The sequence below is a fragment of the Granulicella sp. WH15 genome (assembly GCF_009914315.1).
Classification (GTDB): domain Bacteria; phylum Acidobacteriota; class Terriglobia; order Terriglobales; family Acidobacteriaceae; genus Edaphobacter.
On record NZ_CP042596.1, the window covers coordinates 869,029 to 892,595 of the forward strand.

Sequence of the window (23,567 nt, forward strand, 5' to 3'; positions counted from 1 at the left end):
GTATGAAGCGAATTGCTGATGTATTGATGAAGCTTGCGGTGCTCGTTGCGGTGGTTGGGTGCAAAGTCGGGCCTAACTATAAACGTCCGGCGGTGGATGTTCCGCAGAGCTATCGTGGGGCGCTGGCGCCGGATGTTGCGGTGGCTGCTTCGACTGCCTCTCTGGGCGATGAGCAGTGGGCGGCTATCTTTCAGGATGCTGCGTTGCAGCGCTTAGTCAAAGAGGCGCTTGCGAACAATCTCGATCTTCGTATTGCTGCTCAGAGGGTTCTCGAAGCGCAGGCGCAGGTGGGGATTGCGCGTTCGCAACAGCTACCCTCGGTGAGTGGTGGCGCGGGTTTTACAACGTTGCAGATTCCCTCGTCGCTTGCGGGGACGAATAGCAATGGCAGTCCGGCCAACTCCTTCTTCGATGGCGGAGGGCTTACTGGATCTGCCGCGTGGAACCTCGATTTCTGGGGGATGTATCGTCGTCAGAGCGAAGCTGCTCGGGCTGAGCTGCTGGCCAGCGACTGGGCCAGGAAGGCTACGCGTAGCAGTCTTGTCCAAGGCGTGGCCGAGGCGTACTTCGCGCTGCGTAGTCTCGACGCACAGATGGAGATTACTCAGAGCACGATCAAGGCTCGTCAGGATTCTCTGCGGCTGACGCAGTCGCTGGAGCGGCATGGTGCGGGATCGCTTGCGGATGTGCGCCAGGCCGAGGAGTTGTTGCACGCGGCGCAGGCCAACCTGCCGGAGTTGAGAAGGCAGATTGCGGTCGAGGAGAATGCGATCAGTATTCTGCTGGGGCACAGGCCGGGGGATATCGAGCGCGGCCTGCCGATAGCGGAGCAGCCGCATCCGCAGGAGGTTCCGGCTGGTGTGCCTTCGCAGTTGATTGAGAGGCGGCCGGATATTCAGCAGGCCGAGGCCAAGCTGATTGCCGCGAATGCGCGTATTGGTGTTGCGAGGGCGCAGTATTTTCCGCAGATATCGCTGACCAGCCTTGGAGGCTCGTCGAGTAACCAACTGCAATCGGTCTTCAAGAGCGCGAATGCGTATTGGTATGCCGCGGGCTCGGTCTCGGAACCGATCTTCGATGGCGGGCGTATTCGTAACAACTATCGTCTCTCCAAGGCACAGCAGCAGGAGATGCTGCTGGAGTATCAGAAGACAATCCTGGGGGCTTTGAAAGATGTTTCTAACTCGCTGGTCTCGTACAAGGAGACGAGAGAGCGGAGACAAGAAGAGCTGGCGCAGGTGACCTCGGCTGCGGATGCGGTACGGCTTGCTCGGTTGCGGTATGCCGGTGGTAATACAAGTTATCTTGAGGTGCTGACTACGGATACCAATCTCTATGATGCGCAACTGGCGCTGTCGTTGGCACAGCAGCAGGAGGCTGCGTCGCTGGTGCAGTTGTATGCGGCGCTTGGTGGGGGATGGCAGTAGCCGATGGCTCTGGGAGATTTAAATACGCAGTGGACCTTGATATGCGACTAAATCTGTCGTAGTTTAGAAAGTGCGACAGAGGCCTTCCCTGACTGTCTTTTGGCGAAGCACCGGGGAAGGCTCGAGATCGACGACCGAAGGCTGACGATTGCTCCAATGGATATGGACGCAGTCCTCTGTGTCGGCATCTTCCATGGAGTTGGCGCTTGGCTATTGCACTGAAATCTTCCGGAACGCGGATGTTCCGATGACGCTGCGGAGAGTACTGTTCTGGCTGCACCTGGCGACCGGCGTGACGGTGGGTCTGGTGGTCGCCTTCCTCGCTGTTACCGGCTCCATCATGACGTTTCAGCAGCAGATGATTGCTTGGGCTGAGCGGGATGCGCGCATCGTTACACCTTCTGCTCCTTCGCAGCAGGGTTGTGTTGCGCCGTCTGTGCTGCTTCAGAATGCGGCTGCATTTCAGCAGGATGCGCCTACGGGGCTTACGCTCTATGCCGATCCACATGTGCCTGCCGAGGTTACATTTGGGCAGAGCGCGGTGGTGCTTGCGCGTGGTTGTGACGGCAAGGTCATTGGGCCGGGCGCGAACAGGTTGAGGAAGTTCTTTCAGGGGACGAGGGATCTGCATCGCTGGATTGCTCTGAATGGCGTGCGGCATGAGACGTTGCGTGCAATCAAGAATGCGGCGGTGCTGGCCTTTCTTTTTCTGATTCTCAGTGGGCTTGTACTCTGGTTTCCGCGCAAGATTACGTGGAAGCATCTGCGGCCTGTCGTTGTGCTGCGGGGCAATCTGCAGGGGCGTGCGCGGGAGTGGAACTGGCATAACGTCTTCGGTTTTTGGATGTCGGTGCCGTTGCTTGTGATTGTTATCAGCGGCGTCATCATGGCTTATCCGTGGGCGAATGCGCTGCTCTATCGAGCCGCGGGAGATGCGCTTCCGGTGGAGCGTGCTCAACTGGAGCCAAGGCGGCCCAAGCCGCTCTCTGTCGATAAGTTTCCTGTGCTGGATCTGGCGGTTCAGAAGGCTGTGTCGCAGGACTCGAAGTGGCAGAGTCTGTCGATGAGGCTACCTTCGGCTAAAGACCCCAATGTGATGTTCACGTTGGATGAGGGGGATGGCGGCAGGCCGCAGCAGCGCGCGCAGTTGGTGATCGCGCGCAAGGATGGCCAAGTCGTTCGCTGGGAGCCGTTCTCGGCAAACCCGCGTGGGAGACGGTGGCGGTTGTATGCCCGGTTCCTGCATACGGGGGAGATCTTCGGTGTTGCAGGCCGGTTCGTTGCATTGATGGCGATGGTGAGTGCGCTCATGTTGGTGTGGACTGGGTTTGCGCTCTCTTTGCGGCGATTTGCATCGTGGAGGAAACGACGCAATACCCATGCCACTGCGCCGCAGAAGAGAGCAGGCATAGAGACGGCGCGTATCTGACAGATCTTCAAGTGATTCGCAAGTAACAGAAAGTTTCAGATGGAGTCTTTTGGCGAAGGTTCATCTGGAATATGAGATCGTCCGAGGCTTATGACTGCTTCTGTAATAAAGCAGCGGAGCCCTAAGCATGAAAGGCAAGTTATGTCCCGCTCCCTGCTGTCTCGCATCTTCGTTGCTGCTCTTATTGTTTCTGGTCAAAAGTACATCGGTGCGCAGAGCGCGTGTCCTTCTCCTACGGGCGCGACGGTCACGCTGTCTGGTATCGTCTCGGACCCCACTGGAGCCATTCTGCACGATGCGCGGGTGACGCTCTCGTGCGGGGAGATTGCGGTGCATGGGACGACGGATGCGGCGGGTAAGTACTCGGTGCAGATACCGGCTGGTGCTTACAAGTTGATGGTGGAGGCAAACGGATTTACGACGAAGGAGCAGAGCTTTCAGGTTCAGGCTAACCAGGCGAATCAGCAGGATCTGATACTCAACGTCGCTCAGCAGAACAGCACGATCGAAGTGCGCGCCGGGGCCAAGGGTTATGAGGTGAATGAGAGCAGCGAGGCAACGCGCACCGACACGGCGATTCGAGATATTCCCCAGGCCGTCTATGTGATTCCGCAGCAGCTGTTGCAGGACCAGCAGGTGGTGAGGCTGGCCGACGCGGTTCGCAATGTAAGTGGAGTGACGATCGCCGAGGACGCGGGCGGGCGGCAGGAGCGCGTTACGATACGCGGCTTTGTGACGGATACGACCTTTCAGGATGGCTTCCGCAATAACTCGAACGCCAATGCCACCTTTCCCGACTTTGCGAATGTGCAGCGCGTCGATATTCTCAAGGGGCCTTCGTCGACCGTTTTTGGGCGGCTCGATCCTGGTGGGGTGGTTAACCTTGTGACGAAGCAGCCGCTCTCGGAGCACTACTACAGCGTAACGATGCAGGGTGGCTCGTATCAGTTTCTGCGTCCGACGATTGATGCTTCAGGGCCGCTGACTGCGAATAAGGCGCTACTCTATCGCTTGATCGCGTCGGGGCAGGATAGCCAGAGCTTTCGCGATTTCAACTTTACGCGGCGTCTCTTTCTGTCGCCTACTCTGACATGGACGCCGACGCCGTCGACCAGTGTGCGGCTTTATACGGAGTTTCTTGGCGGTAGCAATCTCAACGATCGCGGCCTTATTGCGATCGGAACGAGGCCCGCCGATCTTCCTGTGAGCCGATACCTTGCCGATCCTAATCTGGTCTATCCGTATCGGCAGGGAAAGGCTGGGCTGAGTCTCGATCAGGCGCTTGGGCGTGGATGGACCCTCCGTAGCTATGAGCGCTCCTCCACGGGGTGGACGAACTATAACGCACGCGTTGCAAATTCGATCTCGAAGGATCAGCAGACGGTAACGCTGAACGATCTCGAGACGGATCAGTACTTCCAGGCACACTACTGGGTCAACGAGGTGACGGGCACGGTGAAGACGGGGCCGATCCGTCATACGCTGCTGGCTGGTGCTGAGCTGAACTATGAGATCTACGATACGAATACGGTGCGTCCAGCCGCTGGATCGCCGGCAGAGACGCTCAATATCTATCATCCAGACTATGCTGCGCTGCCGCCGCGTTCGCTGACGGTCACCTCTCGAGTCGATCAGTCGCGCGATGGCTATGGCGGAGGGTACGTGCAAGATCAGGTGACGTTGACGCCGAAGCTGAAGGTGACGGGCGGAGTGCGCTACGACTTGGCCAAGATCAAGACGGTTGGTTATGTTGTGACTCCGGATTCTTCTAGCCGGGCGACGGCGTGGTCGCCACGTGTGGGCTTGACCTATGAGCCGGTGCAGGCGATCTCGTTTTATGCCACTTATAACCGTTCGTTTCAGCCACAGAGCGGTACGGATGTACACGGTGCGCCCTTTGTGCCGGAGCACGGCAAACTGCTTGAGACAGGGTTCAAGTTTGATACTGCGAACCATCGCGTGACTGGAACCGCTTCGATCTATCAGATCGATCTTACGAATGTTATTACGGCTGATCCGAATAATCCTGGGTTTTCGATTCAACTGGGGCAACAGCGGAGCCGCGGAGTCGAGTTCAATGCGGTGACGCATCTTACGCATCAGTGGGATCTGATTACTGGATATGCTCTTACCAACGCGACTGTGCATAAGGATAATACCTATCTGGCCGATAGCCAGCTGCAGTCGGTGCCGCGGCATACGGGGAACCTGTGGACTCGCTACAACCAGACACGCGGCTGGCTGAAGGGAGCTTCTATTGGTGGTGGCGTCTCAGGCGTGAGCGACATGCAGGGACAACTGATTACGAAGGCCCTTCCGAATACCTTCTACCTTGTGCCGGGGTGGGCGAGAGTGGATGCGGGCGTATCCTATGAGCGTCCGAAGGCTGGGGGATGGAAGTACCGCTTCGCGTTGAACGCGAATAACCTGCTCGATCGTCGTTATTTCTCGGGTGCGAGTGGGCGTTTTGCGGTTTATCCGGGCAGTCCGCGGAGCGTGATTGCGTCTTTGCAACTTGTTCGCTAAGCTCTTCCTTCTGCCCTGATTTCGCAGCCGGTCACGCGGCAACGGAAAAAGTTCGGTTAGAGAAGAAATGCTTAAATTGGTCTGTCCATAAAACATTCGGACCATCATGCAAATTATTACTTGCCAGCAGAGGAAGTAAGGAGCTATTGTTCTGGCGATTCAGAACAGGAGCAATGTTTGACCTGAAGTAAAAGCGGTTTGAAGCATTCGTGCTCAGGTCGCAATCAGGCGAAAAATTGCCCTTATGCGCGGCGCAGAGGAGGTAATCTGCGACTCGCAACGAGTCGAGAGGATGACGGCGATGACTTGCTTACGGATGTTTGTCAGATTGAATCTTCTCCTGGTTTTGTTTGTATCCGCTGCTTGGGGGCAGGGGTATGGAACGATCAATGGCCAGGTAACCGATCCTATGGGAGCCGCTGTGGCGGGAGCCAAGGTGACTGTGACGGAGGTTGGCACGGGACAAACGCGAACCGCGGTGACCGGTTCGGACGGCTTTTATACGCTGGTCTCGGTGATGCCTTCGACCTATAACCTGACCGTCGATATGGCGGGGTTCAAGCAGATCACGCAGCAGGGAGTTGTCTTGCAGGCGAGCCAGAGCCTGACCGTTGACGTGCCGCTTACGGTGGGACTGGTGACGGAGAGCGTGACGGTGAATACGGAGCTGGTGCAGGTGGATACGACGACTCCGACGCTGAAGGAGGTGGTCGATAAGGCCAGGATGGTTGAGATTCCTTTGAACGGGAGAAACGCCGCGTCGTTGACGACGCTGGTGGCTGGTGCTGTGATCTCGCCTTCAAACAACGCCGATCAGGGCAATGCGAAGACCTTTCCTGCGGCTGTGACGGTATCGGTCAATGGGACACGGGCAAACCAGACGGGATACTATCTCGACGGCGCACCGAATCTTGATATCAATAGCAACATCAATCAGCCATTTCCATTTCCGGATGCGCTGCAGGAGTTTAGCGTCCAGACGAGTAACTACAGCGCGGAGTATGGGCAGGCCGCTGGAGGTATCGTGTCGATCGTTTCAAGATCGGGCACGAACCAGTTTCATGGAACCGCGTTCGAGTTTCTTCGCAACCGTGTCTTTAATGCTGCGAATTACTTCGGTTATACGAATGGTGTAAAGACGGTCGATCCTTTGAAGCGCAACCAGTTCGGTGGCACGATTGGCGGGCCGTTGCGCAAGGAGAAGACCTTCTTCTTTGGGGGATATCAAGGGACGAGGATTCGCAGCAACCAGGGAGGGCAGACCGCTTACGTGCCTACTGATGCAAACCGTGCCGGAGACTTCACAGCATATTTGAATAAGTCAGATCCGAATAATCCTTTGGGCAAGGCAGTTATTCTGCCCGCTCCCTTTGTTGGGAATATCGCTCCGGCTGGATCATTTGATAGGGCCGCGGTTAATATGCTGGCCAATCTTCCCCATGCGACTGGAAATGGCTTTGTTACTTATAGCACTCCTATTTCTCAGAACTTCGATGAGTATATTTTGCGCGGCGACCATGCCATTACTTCGAACGACAAACTGGTTGCGCGTTATTACTATGACCGTTTCGTCAATGTTCCGAGTTATGGAGGAAATCTTCTGGCCTATCGGCAGGGATCGACGATCAGCTCGCATAACGCGGTAATTCAAGAGACGCATATCTTCAGCCCCAGCTTGCTGAATGACTTTCGGATAGGTTTTGCCAGGATTGTGTCGATCCGCCAATCTCCGCCCGATACTCCGTCACTCGCGGACTATGGGGTGAATATCTATGAGCCGACTCCGAAGGCGATTCAAGGTGTTTCGGTTACGGGCTTCTTTAGTACAGGGGCGAATCCTACGGCGAAGTTTCCGCGTACGAGTTACTCCGTGCTGGACGATGTGCGCTGGGTACATGGCAAACACAGCGTGGCCTTCGGTGGTACGTATGAGAGAGACCAACTCAATATGTACAACATTCTGAACTTGCCGGGGCAGTTCTCCTTCTCCGGAGACTCCACGGGCCTCGCTCTGGCGGACTTCATGACAGGCGAGATCAGGACGTTTCTTCAGACCAATGGGCAACATGTAAAGAATCGTTACTGGATTTTGAATGGATATGGCCAGGACTCTTACCGTGCCAGCAACAGGGTCACGCTGAGCTTCGGAGTTCGCTATGAGCCGCAGCAGGTGTGGCATGATCTCTATCATCAGAACCAAGTGTTCTATCCGGATGCCTTTGCCGCCGGTAGAAGGTCGACGATGTTCCCGAACGCTCCGGCAGGGTTGCTCTTCTCCGGTGATGCTGGAGTGCCGATCAATGGTACTCAGCCGTCCTATACGAATGTGTCTCCACGGGTTGGCTTTGCATGGGATGTCTTCGGCACGGGCAAGACGAGTTTTCGCGGCGGTGTCGGTATCTTTTACGACTCTCGTGTGCCGTCGTTCTCGAATAACCGGGAGCTGTCGGCTGCGCCGTATAGCGCTTCGGTAAACTTTACGACTCCTGCAGGTCCGTTCAGCAACCCTTATCTGGGGCAGGTCAATCCGTTTCCGGCGACCTTTCCTCCTACGTCCGCGGCAACATTCAGTCTGCCGATACAGGTCTTCAGTTGGGATCCTGCGAATAAGTTCATCACGCCTCGTACTTACATGCTGAATCTGGCGGTTGAACAAAATATTGGGCGCGGTGTACTTACCAGAGTTGCGTATGTGGGATCGCGTGGGCAGCATATGACGGTGACGCTGGATCAGAATCCGGCGACGTACTATCCGACCTCCTCAACGGGAACCGCGTGCACGCTCACCACGGATCAGAGGCGCCGGTATAACGATACGGCTGGAACCTGTGTGAATGCGGCTCCACCGAAGACTAACTTTACGAATATTTATCAGCAGAGTAACTCGGGTAACTCCTGGTATCACTCAGCTCAGTTCAGCCTTACTAAGCCGCTGTCGCACGGAATAACAGTGCTGGCGAACTATACATGGTCGAAGAGCGTGGATAGTCTTCCGTACGGTACGGATGCTGCTACCTTCGGAACCGCCGGATATTATACGGCTCCTATTACGCAGCCCAACTTTCGCCGGTTTGACGAAGGGCTGTCGGACTTCAATCATGCGCATGTCATGGTGGTGTCCTATGTATGGCAGACGCCTAAATTCGAAAAGATGAATGCTGTGGCCAGGCAAGTGGCTGGTAACTGGGAGTTCTCGGGGATTTTCACCGGGGAGAGCGGAGCGCCTCTAGCTCTTTACTATGGACAGGACATCTCAAAGACGGGCATCAATCTGGATCGTCCGCAGTACAGTGGGTCGAATGGCTATGCTAAGGGAGCGCCTTGCACGATATCAGCCCACTGCGTTAGCTGGCTCAATCCAGCAGCTTTCTCGGCACCGGCTCCTGGGCAGTTAGGGAACGTAGGCAAGGGCGAATTTATCGGGCCGGGTTACTGGAACTGGGATATGGGAATATTCAAAAATATTCCGCTGCATGACTCCTTCGCGCTCCAGTTCCGTGGAGAGTTTTTCAACACGTTCAACCACACGAACTTCTCTGTGGATAATACCGGGTCACGCGCTAAGAGTCCGATCCAGACGACAACCGGCGCGGGTTTCGGGACGATTCAGGCTGCGAACGATCCACGCATTATCCAATTGGCACTCAAAGTTGTGTTCTAGGAGAGCTATTCGATTCTCTGGTATGGGGAGGGCCGCTTATGACATAGTGTAAGGCGATGCGCGTGGTAGGCCGTCAAAATAGTTTCCCGGGACAAGCCTTGGATAACGCTGCTATGATGTCCGCCATCAGCTATGATCAGTCCTTTGTCAGAACATGGGGAGAGAGTTGAACCTGCTAAGGAGCTGATTCACGAGCAGGCCAATCTTCTTATTGGTGATAATGCCTTTCGCACCAGTAAACGATTAGTCGGTTTCTGTGGGGAAAATATAAGGTCCCTTAAATACAGGACTGGTCGCTTGATTTGGACGCTATCGATCAGAGCTATCAAATCTTCCTCTGGAGTTGCGTTTGTTGCGGATGGATTGGGATGCTGTTTGCTAGTTGTGATGCTGTTGTCCGGGGGGATTGTTGCGGCTCAGACAGCAGCACCTGTTACATACGTTCAGAGCATGAATCGTCTGTCGCAGCCTTATCTGGAGCGGCGAAAGTCTACGTTAGCTGCTATTCATGACCGATCGCAGGCGGAGGTGCGGAAGGCACATGTACGTGCTACTTTGCTGCGTTTGATTGGCGGCTTGCCTGATGACCACGATCCGCTGAATGCGACTTTGATTGGTGTTATTCCTCAGGACGGGTTTAGCATCGAGCGCATTATCTACGACAGTTTGCCTGGCTATCATGTCACGGCGAATCTCTATCTGCCGTCGGCCGGCAAGGGACCGTTCCCGGTGGTTGTCTATCATTCGGGACATGGCCCCTCGGGCAAGTCAGAGGCTTTTGGGCTTGCTTCGAATCTGGCGAGAAATGGAATTGCTGTGTTTGCCTATGATCCTCTTGGAGCGGGCGAGCGGCTACAGGCCATGAACCCCGCTACCGGTAAGTCCTGGGCGGGGCCCGATGAACACTCGCAGGCGCAGATTCCTATCTCGCTTGTCGGAGATCATGTCTCTCGTTACATGGTGTGGGATGCGATGCGCGGAGTGGATTACCTGACCACGCGGCACGATATTGATGCAACGAATATTGGTTCGTACGGATGCTCTGGCGGCGGTACGCTTTCGGCTTATCTGACGGCGCTGGATACCAGGGTGAAAGCTGGTGCAGTGGCTTGTTATCTTACTTCTTACGAGGAACTGCTTAAGACGATAGGGCCGCAGGATGGAGAACAAGTTATCCCTGACTTCATCAAAGAGGGCCTCGACTTTCCCGACCTCGTGGAGTTGGCTGCTCCTCGCGCTTATGCGATGGTGAGTACGACTGAGGACATGTTTCCCTTTGCAGGGGCGCGAGCCACGCACGATGAGGCAGAACGTTTCTACTCGCTGTATGGTGCTAAAGATAACCTCAAGTGGTTTACCGGGCCTGGAGGGCATGGTGCTATCCGGCCTTTGATGCCGCAGATCATCGCGTTCTACAAGCATTGGCTGGCACATGACGATAGTCCAGTGTTGGAGATGCCGGCTCTTCCGCGGCCAGCCGTTACTGATTTGCAGTGCACTACGACGGGACAAGTCACTACAGCGATGACTGGAAGAACGATCTATCAGATCAACCAGGATCGCGCTCATTCTATCCTGCCGCCGAAGGCTGCTATTTCTTCATTGGAGGGACGCCGAAAGCTGCTACTCCGTTTGGAGAGGGAGATTCCTGCTGTGATTGGCATGAGTCGCGCTTCGCAGGCCTTGCCTATGCTAACGGTTGTCAAGACCGAGCAGCGGCAGGGATATCGGCTCGAGAGTGCGATCTTTCATAGCCGGTCCGGAATGGAGCTTCCTGCTGTGCTCGCATTACCGGATAAGCAGGGGAGTAAGTCGGCGCTGCTTATTACCAGTAGTCAGCCTGGTGTGGCTGAGGCTGACGGGGATCTTGATCGTGCGGCGCGAGGCGGCAAGCTTGTACTCGCTATTACTCCATTGCCCTGGCCGCAGAGTACGGATGCAGTACGGCCTACCATGGGGACGATGCTGCCCTGGACCTCGCGGGCCTTTCTGATTGGAAGGACTTTTGTAGGGATGAGAACCGAGGATACTTTGGCTGCCGTGCGGTGGCTTGCGGCGCAGCACGAGGTCAACCCTGGGGAGATTGATGCTTATGGATATGGAGCTTCCGGTGTTGTTCTCTTACACGCGGCTGTTCTTGAGCCACGAATTCGGAAAGTGACTATCGAGCACAGCCTTGTCAGCTATCGTTCGGTTGTCAGTGCTGCTGTCCATCGAGATGTTGCTGAATCGGTGGTGCCGGGTGTGTTGCTGCACTACGATCTGGATGACTTGATGATAGCGGCAGGTCCGCGGACGATCACCGTTATTAATCCGGTGGATGGGGAAGGGAACTTACTGACGGAAGATGCGTTCCGAGAGCAGCTTGCTGATGTCTATGCAAGTAATCGCTCTTTCGGTGGGCCGAGCCGGATCGAGTTTATCCGGACGCAGACGGGCAACCGGAATGGTGGCCAATGAGGAGTCTGAGGGAAAGGGCTACTGTTTGCGCCCGGTTGGTCTTCCGTAGGCTGCCATGAACATGTGGACGGCCAGGGCCACGTGCTGCTTGCGTTCAGCGGTGTTCGGGACCTTGCGCACGAACATGTAGGCGTGGACGAGGAACTGGCCGAGGCAGAGGCTGAAGAAAGACTCTGCCACCTTGCGGCAGTTGAAGGGGACAAGGATGCCTGCGGCAATCTGCGTCTCAAGGTACTCGGCCAGTTGGGCCTGCTCCCGCTCGGGGCAGAGACGCCAGAAATCTCCGGCGAGTTCCGGAAACTGCGGGGCTGCGGCGATCAGGGTGCGGCTGAGGCGTTGCATCTCGGGCAGGAGCATGAAGTCGAGCAGGTTCGAGCCGTATCGCTCCAAAACCTTTTCAATGGGCTGATTTTGCACCAGCACACGGGAGAACTTCTGCAATAAGATCTCGGTCTTTCTGGTGATAACTGCCTGAAACAGCTCCTCTTTGGTTGAGAACTTCGAGTAAAGTGTCTCGGTGGAGGCTCCGGCCAGGCGAGCGATGGAGCCTACGCTGGCGCGGTCAAAGCCTTCTTGAAGAAAGATCTCAGCGGCCGCACTCAGAATGTTTTCCATGCGGGCGGCGGCCTGCTTGGCCGGTGGGCGGCCGGAGCCGCTACCGACTGATGCCCGGGGCTTTACTTTCGAGGTCTTCGAGACGCTTGTTGTTTTCTTCATATTCCTGTGATTTGCCAAGCAGCAGATGTAAGAAGTATTGTAGTCACGGATAGGTAATAGAAACGAACATTTCGATTCGATTAACCGCATTTAAGGCGCAATACAACCCATTGAGTAAAGGATGAAACAAATATGATCAGGCTCGAAGACGCCCGCAGAATTATTGCCGCTGCGGAGAAGAAGGCGCAGGAGATCGGTCAGCCCATGAACATTGCTGTGGCCGATGAAGGAGGCAATCTCGTCTCGCATGTACGCATGGATGGGGCCTGGCTGGGCAGCATCGATATCTCGATCAAGAAGGCCTACACCTCCCGTGCTTTTGATATTGCGACGAAAGATCTCGCGACGCACTCTCAATCCGGCGGCCAGTTCTTTGGCATTCACGCCTCCAACGACGGCAAGATCATGATCTTTGCCGGCGGAATCCCGCTTAGGAAAGATGGCAAGGTCGTTGGAGCCATCGGGGTCAGCGGCGGCTCGGGAGAGCAGGACCACGCTGTTGCAGAGGCAGGCGCGACAGCGTACTAACAACGTTTCGGGCAAGCGATCAGGAGGAAAATATGGCAAGCAATCGTGGTGTTATCTATCTGGGACCGAACAAGGTCGAAGTGCAGTCGATCGACTATCCCAAGTTCGAGAATCCGGCGGGCAAAAAGATCGAACATGCTGTAATCCTCAAGGTGGTCTCTACGAATATCTGTGGCTCGGATCAGCACATGGTGCGTGGGCGTACTACTGCTCCCACAGGGTTGGTGCTGGGGCATGAGATTACGGGAGAGGTTATCGAAAAGGGCAAGGACGTCGAGTATCTCGAGGTCGGTGACCTGGTGACGGTGCCGTTCAACGTGGCCTGCGGCCGCTGCCGTACGTGCAGGGAACAGCAGACGGGGGTATGTCTCAACGTCAATCCTGGCCGGGCCGGCGGAGCTTATGGCTACGTTGATATGGGCGGTTGGATCGGTGGTCAGGCCGACTATGTGATGGTTCCTTATGCTGACTTCAACCTGATCAGGTTCCCCGACAAGGCGCAGGCGCTCGAGAAGATTCGCGACCTGACGATGCTCTCCGATATTCTGCCCACGGGGTTTCATGGCGCGGTCTCGGCGGGTGTGGGTGTGGGATCGACGGTCTATGTGGCGGGTGCTGGTCCCGTAGGGTTGGCGGCTGCGGCCTCGGCGCAGATTCTGGGAGCGGCGGTTGTTCTCATCGGCGACATGAATCAGGATCGTCTCAAGCACGCGAAGTCGGTTGGCTTCGAGCCGATTGACCTGACCAAGAGCGACTCGCTTGAAGATCTGATCGAGGGCGTGTTGGGTGTGCGTGAGGTTGATGCGGCGATTGATGCGGTTGGCTTTGAGGCGAAGGGGCATGGATCGCAGCATGACACGGAGGCTCCGGCGACGGTGCTGAACTCCCTGATGGCGATTACGCGTGCGGCTGGCGGTATCGGTATTCCGGGACTTTATGTGACGGAGGATCCTGGGGCCAGTGACAAGGCGGCGCAGCATGGCGCTCTGAGTATGCGCTTTGGGCTGGGATGGGCGAAGTCGCATCGCTTCTACACCGGACAGACTCCGGTGCTCAAGTACAACCGCTCGTTGATGCAGGCGATTCTGCATGGACGTCTTCCGATTGCGAAGATCGTCAATGCTACGGTCATCTCGCTCGATGAGGCTCCGCAGGGGTATAAGGACTTCGATTCGGGTGTTGCGAAGAAGTTCGTACTCGATCCGCATGGCTTGCTGGCAACGGCTTAGGTGTAATTGCAGACAAGTAAGGCAGGGCAACAGGCCGATGGGATGGATTCAATTCAACCCATCGGCCTGTTGTGTTTCTATTTGTGCGGTATGCGGCTATTTTTTGCTCTGAGCGGTCGATCCTTGCGATAGATATCATGTAAGGGGGAGAGCAGATGCCGCGGTCCCACAGAAGGATAAGAGTACAGGACGGGTGTTGTGAATCGACGGCTTCGGGCGCCGGGAGCCTGTTGTCAAAGCGTGTCTCCGTTCTGGTGGGCGCGCATTCCGTTCCGCTCTTTCCCGGCGTGCCGGTCAGGGGAAGCGAGAGGTCGCCGTGGACTGGCCTGCTGCTGGAGAGACATCATCATGGACCTGTAGCGCTGCCGATGCACGAGCACACGACCTTTTGCCTGCATCTGCAGACGGGAGGGCCGGTTGAGATGGACTGGCACTCTGCGGGCAGGACCGGACATGTCAAGGCCAGAGCCGGGAGCATGATCTTCGTGACGCCGGGTACGCGCGACAGCGTGATCTGGCACGGGGTTTCGCAGCGCATCGTGGCGTCGATCCATCCCTCGTTGCTGGCGCGCGCGGCGAAGGAGATGGAGCTGAAAGGATCGTACGACTTCGAGAATTGCTGGTCGTTCAAGGACCGGCAGTTGCAACTGCTGTTGACGGAGATGGACCGGGAGATGAACTCCGACTGGGCGATGGGTGCGCTCTACGGTGATCTTCTGGGCATGTGCCTGTCGAGTACGATCATCAAAAAGTATGGCCGGAGTTCGTCTCTACCGGTTCTCCTGAAGGGCGGTCTCTCGCGATCTCACCTTAAGCAGGTGTTGTCCTATATCGAGGCAAATCTCCATCGAGACCTGTGCTTGCAGGAGTTGTCCGGGTTGATTGGTTTGAGCATGTTTCACTTTGCACGATCGTTTCGGGACAGTGCTGGAGTGACGCCGCATCAGTATGTCGTGCAGATGAGAGTGGAGCGTGCGAAGACATTGCTGATGCGGCGAGAGCTGAGTGTGCAGCAGGTCGCTTCGGCAACAGGATTTGCGGACGGAAGCCAACTCTCCAAGAGCTTTCGCAAGGCGATGGGGGTTAGTCCATCGCAATGGCGAAGAATGCTATAGATGAGGCAGTCAGTTTCTGGTCTTTGGTCCAAAGAGGGGGAACAATGATCGCAAGATGGTCTTTTTAGCAAGATATGACCATTCGCGACAAGAAAAGACCGGGGGGAAGGTATCAACTGGAGACATCTCGATGAGCTATTCTGTACAACGCGTCTGGTTCCCAGTTCTTCTTTGTCCGGGCAGAGTTCCTTGCCTTTGTGACGAAGTGATGAAGGATGTTGACCGATGGCCTTAAGGTTGCCGCAATGGTTGGAATCCGCCAGAGGAGCAGGCTGCCTGCTGATGGTCGCAGCAACTTCGTGGCATGAAGCTGCAGGCCAGGCTGTAGGGCAAGGACCGCTGGCCAGGCCGAGTATCTTCGCTCCTGCATCTACCCCGGCACACTCCATTCTGGCGCTCTCGTACTTTGTTCTGGCGATTACGGCCGGGATCTTTCTGACCGTTGGCGGCGTGCTGGCCTACGTTATCTTTCGTTATCGCCAGCGCGGTAAGGATGACACGGAGGAGCCGCCGCAGATCTACGGCAGTACGCAGGTGGAGATCGCCTGGACCGTGGTTCCGGTCTTGATTGTGGTTGTTCTATTTCTCACCACGGCTCGCATGATCTTTGCGATTCAGGATGCAGCACCGCCCAAGAGTGCTCTCAATGTCACCGTGGTTGGCCACCAGTACTGGTGGGAGTTCAACTATCCCGAGCTTGGCATCCACGCGGTCAACGAGTTGCATGTTCCTTTGAGCAGCGCGAAAGATCCGAAGCCTACTTACTTGAAGCTGCTCTCTGCCGATGTAATGCACAGCTTCTGGGTGCCGCAGTTGGCGGGAAAGACGGACCTGATTCCGAATCATCCCAATGAGATGTGGGTCGATCCGCTGGCTCCGGGGATGTATGTAGGACAGTGCGCTCAGTTCTGTGGGGTGGAGCACGCGAAGATGTTGATCCGTGTTTATGTGCAGTCTCCGGAGGACTTTGACGCCTGGGTGAAGAATCAGCAGCAGCCTGCTGTAGAGGATGACTCCGTTGCCGCGGGACGCAGGGTTTATGAGTCGCAGGCCTGCGTTAACTGCCATACGATTCGCGGTACGGGCACGACGGGGAGGTTTGGCCCGGACCTGACGCACCTGATGAGCCGGGATACGATCGCAGCCGGTGCCGTGCCTAATACGCCGAAGAATCTGCGTGCGTGGATCGAGAACCCCGATACCTTCAAGAGCGGGTCGTTGATGCCTGCAATGCATTTGACCGATGAGCAGTTGGACCAGATAACCGCATACCTGAGCACGTTGAAGTAGGCAGGAGCCTATAGCCATGGCAGATTCTTCACTTCCGATACCCGGTGCGCTTGAGGTGACATCGCCGCGTTATTCGCAGGCCGCTATCTTGCAGTGGCTGAATAGCTGGGTGACGACCGTCGATCATAAGAAGCTCGGTATCCTCTACACGCTCTATGCGATATTTTTTCTGCTGGTCGGCGGGGTGGAGGCGATGGCCATTCGCATCCAGTTGATTCGGCCGAACAATACGTTTCTTTCGCCGGAGGTCTTCAACCGCCTGTTCACCATGCACGGGACCACCATGGTGTTTCTGGTGGGGATGACCTTCATCTTTGGGTTCGCCAACTATCTTATTCCGCTAATGATTGGCGCACGGGATATGGCGTTTCCGCGGCTGAATGCGTTTAGCTTCTGGGTGACGGCCTTTGGCGGCCTGATGATTTATTACAGCTTCATCGGAGGCTATGGGCTCTTTGGTGACGGCAGTGCTCCCGATGTTGGCTGGTTCGCTTATGCGCCGCTTACGGCGAAGGCGTTTTCGCGGGGGCACAGCACAGACTTCTGGGCGTTGTCGCTGATTGTGACGGGCTTCGGTACGGTGGGTGCGGCGATCAATGTGATTGCCACAATCCTCTGTATGCGCTGCAAGGGGATGACGATGATGCGTCTTCCGCTCTTTGCATGGCTCAACTTTGCTGTCAGCGGTCTGATTCTGGTCACGATTACTCCTCTGACCGCGGCGCAGATCATGCTGCTGGTGGATCGCTATCTTGGGGGACACTTCTTCGATACGCAGTCGGGCGGTTCGGCGATGATCTGGATGCACTTCTTCTGGATCTTCGGCCATCCTGAGGTCTACGTACTGGTGCTGCCTGCGTTTGCTATTGCGAACGAGATAATTCCGGTGTTCTCGCGCAAGGCGATCTTTGGCTATCCGGCCATGGTCGCGGCGTCGATGGGGATTGTGTTCATCAGCCTCGGCGTGTGGGCGCACCATATGTTCACCATCGGGATGACGTCCGTGTCGAATGCGTTTTTCTCGCTGTCCACAATGCTCGTCGGTATTCCGACCGGGATGAAGATCTTCAACTGGGTCGCGACCATGTGGGGCGGCAAGCTACGCTTTGCGACTCCGATGCTCTTCTGCACGGCATTTCTGTTTCAGTTTCTGATCGCGGGACTTACAGGCATCATGCTCTCAGTGGTGCCGTGGAACTGGCAGCTGCATAACTCTTATTTTGTGATCGCTCACTTCCACTATGTGCTGGTTGGAGCCATTGTCTTCTGTATCTTTGCGGGGCTGTACTATTGGTACCCCAAAGTGACGGGCCGCATGATGAACGAGACCCTGGGGAAGTGGCACTTCTGGCTCTTCCTGATCGGCTTCCACATCACCTTCGACATCATGCACATCCCGGGAATGCTGGGGATGCCACGCTCCATCTATACCTACGAGGCCAGCCGTGGATGGGGCACTTTGAACATGATTGTCTCTATCGGCGGATTCATTCAGGCCATCGCAGTTCTGCTCTTTGCGTTCAATCTGGTCTGGTCCTACTTCTACGGCGAGAAGGCGGGCAACGATCCATGGGATGCCTGGACGCTGGAGTGGACGACCGCTTCACCGCCTCCTGCTTACAACTTTGAGGATGACCCGGTCGTGCGCAGCAGGCGTCCATTGTGGGACCTGAAGCATACGGAAGATACGGACTGGAAGTACGAATGAGGGGGCAAGGTAAATGAGCACTGCCGTCGTGACACCGGAAGCTGTTGAAAGCCCTTGGGTACTGCCGTCCAAAGGCCGCGTGGGGATGGCCTGCCTCATCATCGCGGAGACGGCGATCTTCACCATCTTCGTCGTCGCTTACGTTTATTACATGGGCAAGACCACATCCGGGCCTACGCCGAGAGAGGTGCTCTCGCTGCCCATCTTCAACTCCATCTGCCTGCTCTCGAGCAGCGTGACCATCTGGCTGGCGGAGCACGCGATTGAGCGGGGGGAGATCAGGAAGTTCGGAGTTTGGTGGGCGGTTACGATTGCGCTTGGCGCTATCTTTTTGATCGGTACGGCCAACGAGTGGCGCACACTGATCTATCACGATGGGCTGACTGTTAGTACGAATCTGTTCGGCACTACGTTTTATTGCCTGGTCGGGCTGCACGCCTCGCACGTCATCATCGGGCTGTTGGGATTGCTGACGGTTCTGATCTTCACGCTGACGGGTCGAGTGAAGCAGGAGCACTCAGAGCGGGTCCAGGTGCTCGCGCTGTACTGGCACTTCGTCGATGCCGTCTGGATCGTCGTCTTCACTGTCGTGTATGTCATCGGTCGATAGTCGATAGAGAGAGAATATGGAAACTCACGAGCACGCCGGTCCGCACACCAAGACGATTCAACTGCCAGCCCCGACGGCATGGCCGATCGTCCTTGCCTTCGGGATCACGCTTGTCTTTGCGGGCATTGTCACCAGTCCTATGATTAGCCTCCTGGGAGGGGTACTGGCGATCTCCGCTGCGATTGGCTGGTTTCGCCAGGTGATTCCGCATGAGGCGCACGAAGAGGTACCGGTGAGCACGGCTGAGGAGATTGCCATCTTTTCCGCGCGTACCAGCGTGGCGCGTATTGAGGTCAGTGCGCAGCACCGCGCTCGCCTGCCGCTGGAGACGTATCCGATCATCTCGGGCCTCAAGGGTGGGATCGTCGGTGGTGTGGTGATGATCTTTCCGGCGCTGCTCTATGGGCTCATCGGATACCACAGCATCTGGTATCCGGTGAATCTGCTTGGGGGCGCGGGTATCGCGGGTTGGAAGAACCCAACGACCGCGGACATCGCCGCCTTCCACGCGCAGGGTTTGATCGCAGCCACGATTATCCATGTCGTTGCTTGCCTGCTAATTGGACTGCTCTACGGTGCAGTATTGCCGATGTTGCCGAGGCGGCCTGTACTGCTTGGGGGAATCATTGCGCCGCTTCTGTGGACTGGGCTTTTGCACTCTGCGCTTGGCATCATTGATCCAGAGCTCAACGAGCGGATCGACTGGGGATGGTTCATCCTCTCGCAGATTGCGTTTGGCATGGTTGCGGGTTGGATTGTCTCGCGAGATAACAAGGTGCCTACGGGGCAGTCGCTGCCTGTTGCGGTACGCATGGGATTAGAGACGCCGGGCCTGCATGTAGAGGAGAAGGAGGACAGTGACCGATGAAGAGTCTTTATCGCGTGATGGTCCTTGCAGCCCTTGTGCTTCCTCTGGCCGGATGTCATCTGCCGGGGAAGCCGCGTCTTGATGCGGAAGACGTGCGGCCCGATGAGGTCAAAGATTTTACGAAGCTCTATGCCAGCAACTGCTCGGCCTGTCATGGGTCGGATGGGAGCAATGGTCCCTCCATCGCGCTTGCGAATCCGGTATATCAGGCCATCGTGAGTGAAGACGATCTGCGCAAGTCCATCGCGAACGGTGGGCCTGGAAAGCTGATGCCTGCGTTTGCACAAAGCGCCGGAGGAATGTTGACCGATGCGCAGGTGGAGGTGCTGGTCAAGGGGATTCACCAGCGCTGGTATAAGCCGGGGTATCTGGAGAAGCAGATTCCTCCGCCTTACAAGGCTGATGTGCAGGGCGATGGAATGCGCGGGCAGCAGTCATTTCAGACGTACTGCGTCTCTTGCCACAGTGACGTGGGCGGTAAGAAGGCCAGCGGCGGCTCGGTGACGGATCGGTCTTATCTGGCGCTGGTGAGCGATCAGTCTTTGCGAAATACCATCATTGCTGGCCGGCCCGACCTTGGGCATCCGGATTGGCGCAGCGCGCTACAGGGGCATTCGATGAGCGACCAGGAGGTGACGGACATCGTGACCTGGATGGCCGCTCAGCGGCAGGCAGATCCAACGCAACCCGGCCAGGGCAAAGAGCAGCCCCGCAACGGAGGAGAGGAAACACATGAGTGACGGCCAATGGTATACGCGGCGATCGGTGTTGTTGAAGATCGGCGTCTTTCTGAACGGCATTGTGGGGCTTGCGATTGCGACTCCGGTGATTGGTTATCTGCTCTCTCCGATTAAGAAGAAGGGAGCGTATAACTCCTGGATCTCGCTGGGGGAGATCGATCAGTTTCCTGAGGGGCAGACGCGGCTGGCTGAGTTTGTAAATCCTTCGAAGCACGCGCAGGATGGCGAGACCTCGAAGACGCCTTGCTGGGTGCGGCGTGTGAGTGGAAGCAAGTTTCAGGTCTTTGCGATTAACTGTGCGCACCTGGGGTGCCCGGTGCGGTGGTTCCCGCAGTCGGAGCTGTTTATGTGCCCGTGCCACGGCGGCGCTTACTATGCGGACGGCTCGAGGGCGTCGGGACCGCCGGAGCGGGGGCTGTTCGAGTACGAATATAAAGTCGTCAAGAACGAGCTTCATATCAGCTCTGGACAGATGCCTACGTTGGCCAATCAGGCCGGTCTCGTCAACATTGAAGGAACAGGGAAGTCCCCATGCCTTGGCTAAAGAAGACCTACGGTTGGTTTGAGCGCCGGATCCAGCTTGAAGGTCCGGTCATGGAGGCTGCGCTCCATCCTGTGCCGCGCAATACGGCGAGCTGGTGGTATGTGTTTGGCAGCGCCGCTATGACGCTGCTGATGCTGCAGTTCGTGACGGGCATCCTGCTGGCGATGGTCTATGTTCCCTCGGGGAGCGAGGCCTGGTCGAGCCTCAACCAGTTGAACCATCAGCTTACGCTGGGATGGTTTCTGCGGGCGATGCACGGCTGGGGATCGAACTTCATGGTTGCCGTGGTGCTCATCCACATGGCGCAGGTATTTCTCTTCGGCGCGTATAAGTTTCCGCGTGAGCTGACGTGGATCGCCGGGGTCTTTCTGCTGCTGCTTACGCTGGGGATGGCGTTCACGGGGCAGGTTATGCGCTTCGATCAGGACGCCTACTGGGGGCTGGGGATTGGGGCTTCGATTGCCAGTCGTGTGCCGCTGATCGGTGGCCCCTTGGTGAACCTGATGCTGGGTGGTCCAACGATCTCGGGGGCGACGCTTTCACGTTTCTTTGCGCTGCACGTGTTTATCGTTCCAGGCGCGATGCTTGCCTTTACGGGGCTGCATCTCTGGATGGTGCTTAAGCTCGGCATCAATGACTGGCCGATGCCGGGCCGGGTTGTGCGGCGCTCGACCTATACGCAGGAGTATGAGGAGCTGACCCATACGGATGGCGTTCCCTTCGTCCCGGATGCGTTGTGGAAGGATCTCTTCTTCTCTGCGGCTATTCTGGCGGCTGTGGCGGTGTGTGCCGCGGTCTTCGGGCCGTATGGTCCCGGTGGGCAGCCTGACCCGACGATCATTCAGACTGCTCCGAAGCCGGACTTCTTCTTCCTGTGGCTCTATGCGGTGCTCTCGTATCTGCCGCCGAGCATGGAGACGCCCTTTGTGCTCATCGCTCCGGTGCTGGGTATCGTTGCTCTGCTGGCGCTGCCGCTTGTTGCAGGGGAGGGTGAGAAGAGCTGGCATCGTCGGCCTGTCGCGGTGCTGGTACTTGTAACCGTTGCGGTTTCATGGGCTACGTTTACCAAACTCGCGACGTATACGCCGTGGAGTCCGCAGATGGATGCGTGGAGCGGCTATGCACTGCCGCAGAAGCTCATCCATAGTGAGACGCCGCTCGAACGGCAGGGAGCTGTTGTCTTTCAGGATAAGCAGTGCCGTAACTGCCATATCATCGGAGGCACAGGCGGGCAGCGGGGACCGGCGCTGGATACGGTGGCGACACGTCTGACGGAGGATCAACTGGTTCGTCAGGTGATTCAGGGCGGAGGCAACATGCCCGCGTATGGGAAGAACCTCAGCCCTGCCGAGGTGACCGCGCTGGTGCGCTTTCTGGAGACGCTGAAGCCTGCGGGGCAACCGGCGGCGGTCGATGCGTCGCAGCAGGCGCAGGCGGTATCGGCGAAGCCCTGAAGGTAAACATCGAGTAGGTTTGATTGCTCAAATGAACCGCCTGCTGCCCTTGTTCTCCGGGCAGCAGGAGATTTCGTTTTGGTTGGTGTTATTGGCGGGCGATGATGGTGGCGAACGCGTAGTCGAGCCATTGGAGAAGGGCTTCGATGTCCGAGGTCTCGACGGTGGCTCCGCCCCAGACGCGCAGTCCGGAGGGGGCGTCGCGGTAGGAGGCGATGTCGTAGCCAACGCCTTCCGACTCAACGAGGCTGACCAGGTCTTTTACAAACTTCGCCTGCTGTTCGGCGCTCAGTGCGGCGACGGTGGGATCGACGATCGTCAGGCAGATAGAAGTGCAGGAGCGCGTCTCGGGGCGCTGGGCGAGGAAGCCGCACCAGGTGCTCTTGCTCTGCCAGTCGACCACTGCGCGCAGGTTGCTCTCGGAGCGGCGGATCAGCTCCGGCAGCCCGCCGATGGACTTCGCCCAACGCAGCCCGTCGAGCGCGTCTTCGACGGCGACCATCGAGGGCGTGTTGATGGTCTCGCCCTGGAAGATGCCTTCGATCAGCTTGCTGCCTTTGACCAGGCGGAAGATCTTGGGCAGGGGCCAGGCGGGCTTGTAGCTCTCGAGGCGCTCGACCGCACGCGGGCTCAGCACCAGCATTCCGTGTGCGCCTTCGCCGCCGAGCACCTTCTGCCAGGACCAGGTGACGACGTCGAGCTTGTTCCAGGGAAGCTCCATGGCGAATGCGGCGGAGGTGGCGTCGCAGATGGTCAGGCCCTCTCGATTGTCGGAGATCCAGTCGCCGTTGGGGACGCGTACGCCGGAGGTGGTGCCGTTCCAGGTGAAGATGACGTCGTGCGCCGGGTCGATCTGAGATAGATCGGGAAGCTCACCGTAGGGGGACTCGAAGATGCGCGTGTCCGGCAGCTTGAGCTGCTTGGTGATGTCGGTGACCCACTCCTTGCCGAAGCTCTCCCAGCCCAGGACGTCGACGCCGCGTGCGCCCAGCAGCGACCAGAGCGCCATCTCGACGGCTCCGGTATCCGAGCCGGGAACGATGCCGATGCGGTAGTCGTCGGGGATGCCGAGGATCTGGCGGGTCAGCTCAATGACCTCTTGCAGTTTGGCCTTGCCGGGCTTGGAGCGGTGGGAGCGGCCTACGAGCGCGTCGGAGAGCGAGGCGGGCTGCCAGCCGGGACGCTTGGCGCAAGGGCCGGAGGAGAAGTGAGGATTGATCGGCCGATGGGTGGGCTTGAGAGGTGATTCGGACAAGAACGT

17 protein-coding genes are annotated in these 23,567 nt (G+C 57.2%); 15 read left to right on the plus strand and 2 right to left on the minus strand.

Annotated features, from left to right (window positions below; translation table 11 throughout):
* Positions 1–2: 2 nt before the first annotated feature.
* From FTO74_RS03750 to FTO74_RS03770, 5 genes are all read left to right on the plus strand, one after another.
* Positions 3–1,427: an efflux transporter outer membrane subunit gene (locus FTO74_RS03750; protein WP_162536935.1), complete on the plus strand. Its 1,425-nt coding sequence runs from the start codon at positions 3–5 to the stop codon at positions 1,425–1,427.
* Between the two features lie 247 nt (positions 1,428–1,674).
* Entirely contained in the window at positions 1,675–2,856 is a 1,182-nt protein-coding gene (locus tag FTO74_RS03755) for a PepSY-associated TM helix domain-containing protein (RefSeq protein WP_162536936.1), read from the plus strand.
* Between the two features lie 141 nt (positions 2,857–2,997).
* On the plus strand, positions 2,998–5,382 hold the full coding sequence (locus tag FTO74_RS03760) for a TonB-dependent receptor (protein ID WP_162536937.1): 2,385 nt from the start codon (positions 2,998–3,000) through the stop codon (positions 5,380–5,382).
* Between the two features lie 328 nt (positions 5,383–5,710).
* Positions 5,711–9,043, plus strand: a complete 3,333-nt coding sequence (locus tag FTO74_RS03765; RefSeq protein ID WP_162536938.1) for a carboxypeptidase regulatory-like domain-containing protein — start codon at positions 5,711–5,713, stop codon at positions 9,041–9,043.
* A gap of 450 nt (positions 9,044–9,493) precedes the next feature.
* Positions 9,494–11,503 (plus strand): acetylxylan esterase, encoded by a 2,010-nt coding sequence (locus tag FTO74_RS03770; protein ID WP_162536939.1) that lies wholly within the window; start codon positions 9,494–9,496, stop codon positions 11,501–11,503.
* 18 nt (positions 11,504–11,521) lie between these two features.
* Here FTO74_RS03770 and FTO74_RS03775 read toward each other — a convergent pair whose 3' ends face one another.
* The gene (locus FTO74_RS03775) at positions 11,522–12,220 is read right to left on the minus strand and encodes a TetR/AcrR family transcriptional regulator (protein WP_162536940.1); all 699 of its coding nucleotides are present in this window, start codon (positions 12,218–12,220) and stop codon (positions 11,522–11,524) included.
* Positions 12,221–12,352: 132 nt separating this feature from the next.
* Between FTO74_RS03775 and FTO74_RS03780 the strand changes: the two genes are divergently transcribed.
* The 10 genes from FTO74_RS03780 to FTO74_RS03825 all read left to right on the plus strand — a co-directional run bounded on the left by FTO74_RS03780 (position 12,353) and on the right by FTO74_RS03825 (position 22,306).
* A complete protein-coding gene (locus FTO74_RS03780) occupies positions 12,353–12,748 on the plus strand; it encodes a heme-binding protein (protein ID WP_162536941.1) in 396 nt (131 codons plus the stop codon).
* Between the two features lie 32 nt (positions 12,749–12,780).
* Positions 12,781–13,977 (plus strand): formaldehyde dehydrogenase, glutathione-independent, encoded by a 1,197-nt coding sequence (fdhA, locus tag FTO74_RS03785; RefSeq protein ID WP_162536942.1) that lies wholly within the window; start codon positions 12,781–12,783, stop codon positions 13,975–13,977.
* A 476-nt stretch (positions 13,978–14,453) separates the two neighbouring features.
* Positions 14,454–15,092: an AraC family transcriptional regulator gene (locus tag FTO74_RS03790; RefSeq protein ID WP_220399068.1), complete on the plus strand. Its 639-nt coding sequence runs from the start codon at positions 14,454–14,456 to the stop codon at positions 15,090–15,092.
* Between the two features lie 282 nt (positions 15,093–15,374).
* The gene (coxB, locus tag FTO74_RS03795) at positions 15,375–16,382 is read left to right on the plus strand and encodes a cytochrome c oxidase subunit II (RefSeq protein WP_162536944.1); all 1,008 of its coding nucleotides are present in this window, start codon (positions 15,375–15,377) and stop codon (positions 16,380–16,382) included.
* A gap of 16 nt (positions 16,383–16,398) precedes the next feature.
* Entirely contained in the window at positions 16,399–18,090 is a 1,692-nt protein-coding gene (ctaD, locus tag FTO74_RS03800) for a cytochrome c oxidase subunit I (protein ID WP_162536945.1), read from the plus strand.
* A gap of 13 nt (positions 18,091–18,103) precedes the next feature.
* Positions 18,104–18,700, plus strand: a complete 597-nt coding sequence (locus FTO74_RS03805; protein ID WP_162536946.1) for a heme-copper oxidase subunit III — start codon at positions 18,104–18,106, stop codon at positions 18,698–18,700.
* A gap of 16 nt (positions 18,701–18,716) precedes the next feature.
* Positions 18,717–19,568 (plus strand): hypothetical protein, encoded by an 852-nt coding sequence (locus tag FTO74_RS03810; protein ID WP_162536947.1) that lies wholly within the window; start codon positions 18,717–18,719, stop codon positions 19,566–19,568.
* The gene (locus tag FTO74_RS03815) at positions 19,565–20,308 is read left to right on the plus strand and encodes a cytochrome c (protein WP_162536948.1); all 744 of its coding nucleotides are present in this window, start codon (positions 19,565–19,567) and stop codon (positions 20,306–20,308) included. Before FTO74_RS03810 ends, FTO74_RS03815 begins: the two co-directional genes overlap by 4 nt.
* On the plus strand, positions 20,301–20,852 hold the full coding sequence (locus FTO74_RS03820) for a Rieske 2Fe-2S domain-containing protein (RefSeq protein ID WP_162536949.1): 552 nt from the start codon (positions 20,301–20,303) through the stop codon (positions 20,850–20,852). Before FTO74_RS03815 ends, FTO74_RS03820 begins: the two co-directional genes overlap by 8 nt.
* The gene (locus tag FTO74_RS03825) at positions 20,840–22,306 is read left to right on the plus strand and encodes a cytochrome b N-terminal domain-containing protein (RefSeq protein WP_162536950.1); all 1,467 of its coding nucleotides are present in this window, start codon (positions 20,840–20,842) and stop codon (positions 22,304–22,306) included. The genes FTO74_RS03820 and FTO74_RS03825 overlap by 13 nt, the downstream gene beginning before the upstream one ends.
* 88 nt (positions 22,307–22,394) lie before the next feature.
* Here the strand turns inward: FTO74_RS03825 and FTO74_RS03830 are convergent, their stop codons facing one another.
* Positions 22,395–23,561, minus strand: coding sequence for a phosphoserine transaminase (locus FTO74_RS03830; protein WP_162536951.1), 1,167 nt, complete (start codon positions 23,559–23,561; stop codon positions 22,395–22,397).
* Between the last annotated feature and the right edge of the window lie 6 nt (positions 23,562–23,567).

Bases quoted from the DNA above. Each gene is read 5' to 3' on its own strand.
- FTO74_RS03750 (WP_162536935.1), top strand. From the start codon at position 3: ATGAAGCGAATTGCTGATGTATTGATGAAGCTTGCGGTGCTCGTTGCG.
- FTO74_RS03755 (WP_162536936.1), top strand. From the start codon at position 1,675: ATGACGCTGCGGAGAGTACTGTTCTGGCTGCACCTGGCGACCGGCGTG.
- FTO74_RS03760 (WP_162536937.1), top strand. From the start codon at position 2,998: ATGTCCCGCTCCCTGCTGTCTCGCATCTTCGTTGCTGCTCTTATTGTT.
- FTO74_RS03770 (WP_162536939.1), top strand. From the start codon at position 9,494: ATGAATCGTCTGTCGCAGCCTTATCTGGAGCGGCGAAAGTCTACGTTA.
- FTO74_RS03775 (WP_162536940.1), bottom strand. From the start codon at position 12,220: ATGAAGAAAACAACAAGCGTCTCGAAGACCTCGAAAGTAAAGCCCCGG.
- FTO74_RS03780 (WP_162536941.1), top strand. From the start codon at position 12,353: ATGATCAGGCTCGAAGACGCCCGCAGAATTATTGCCGCTGCGGAGAAG.
- fdhA (WP_162536942.1), top strand. From the start codon at position 12,781: ATGGCAAGCAATCGTGGTGTTATCTATCTGGGACCGAACAAGGTCGAA.
- FTO74_RS03790 (WP_220399068.1), top strand. From the start codon at position 14,454: ATGATCTTCGTGACGCCGGGTACGCGCGACAGCGTGATCTGGCACGGG.
- coxB (WP_162536944.1), top strand. From the start codon at position 15,375: ATGGTCGCAGCAACTTCGTGGCATGAAGCTGCAGGCCAGGCTGTAGGG.
- ctaD (WP_162536945.1), top strand. From the start codon at position 16,399: ATGGCAGATTCTTCACTTCCGATACCCGGTGCGCTTGAGGTGACATCG.
- FTO74_RS03805 (WP_162536946.1), top strand. From the start codon at position 18,104: ATGAGCACTGCCGTCGTGACACCGGAAGCTGTTGAAAGCCCTTGGGTA.
- FTO74_RS03810 (WP_162536947.1), top strand. From the start codon at position 18,717: ATGGAAACTCACGAGCACGCCGGTCCGCACACCAAGACGATTCAACTG.
- FTO74_RS03815 (WP_162536948.1), top strand. From the start codon at position 19,565: ATGAAGAGTCTTTATCGCGTGATGGTCCTTGCAGCCCTTGTGCTTCCT.
- FTO74_RS03820 (WP_162536949.1), top strand. From the start codon at position 20,301: ATGAGTGACGGCCAATGGTATACGCGGCGATCGGTGTTGTTGAAGATC.
- FTO74_RS03825 (WP_162536950.1), top strand. From the start codon at position 20,840: ATGCCTTGGCTAAAGAAGACCTACGGTTGGTTTGAGCGCCGGATCCAG.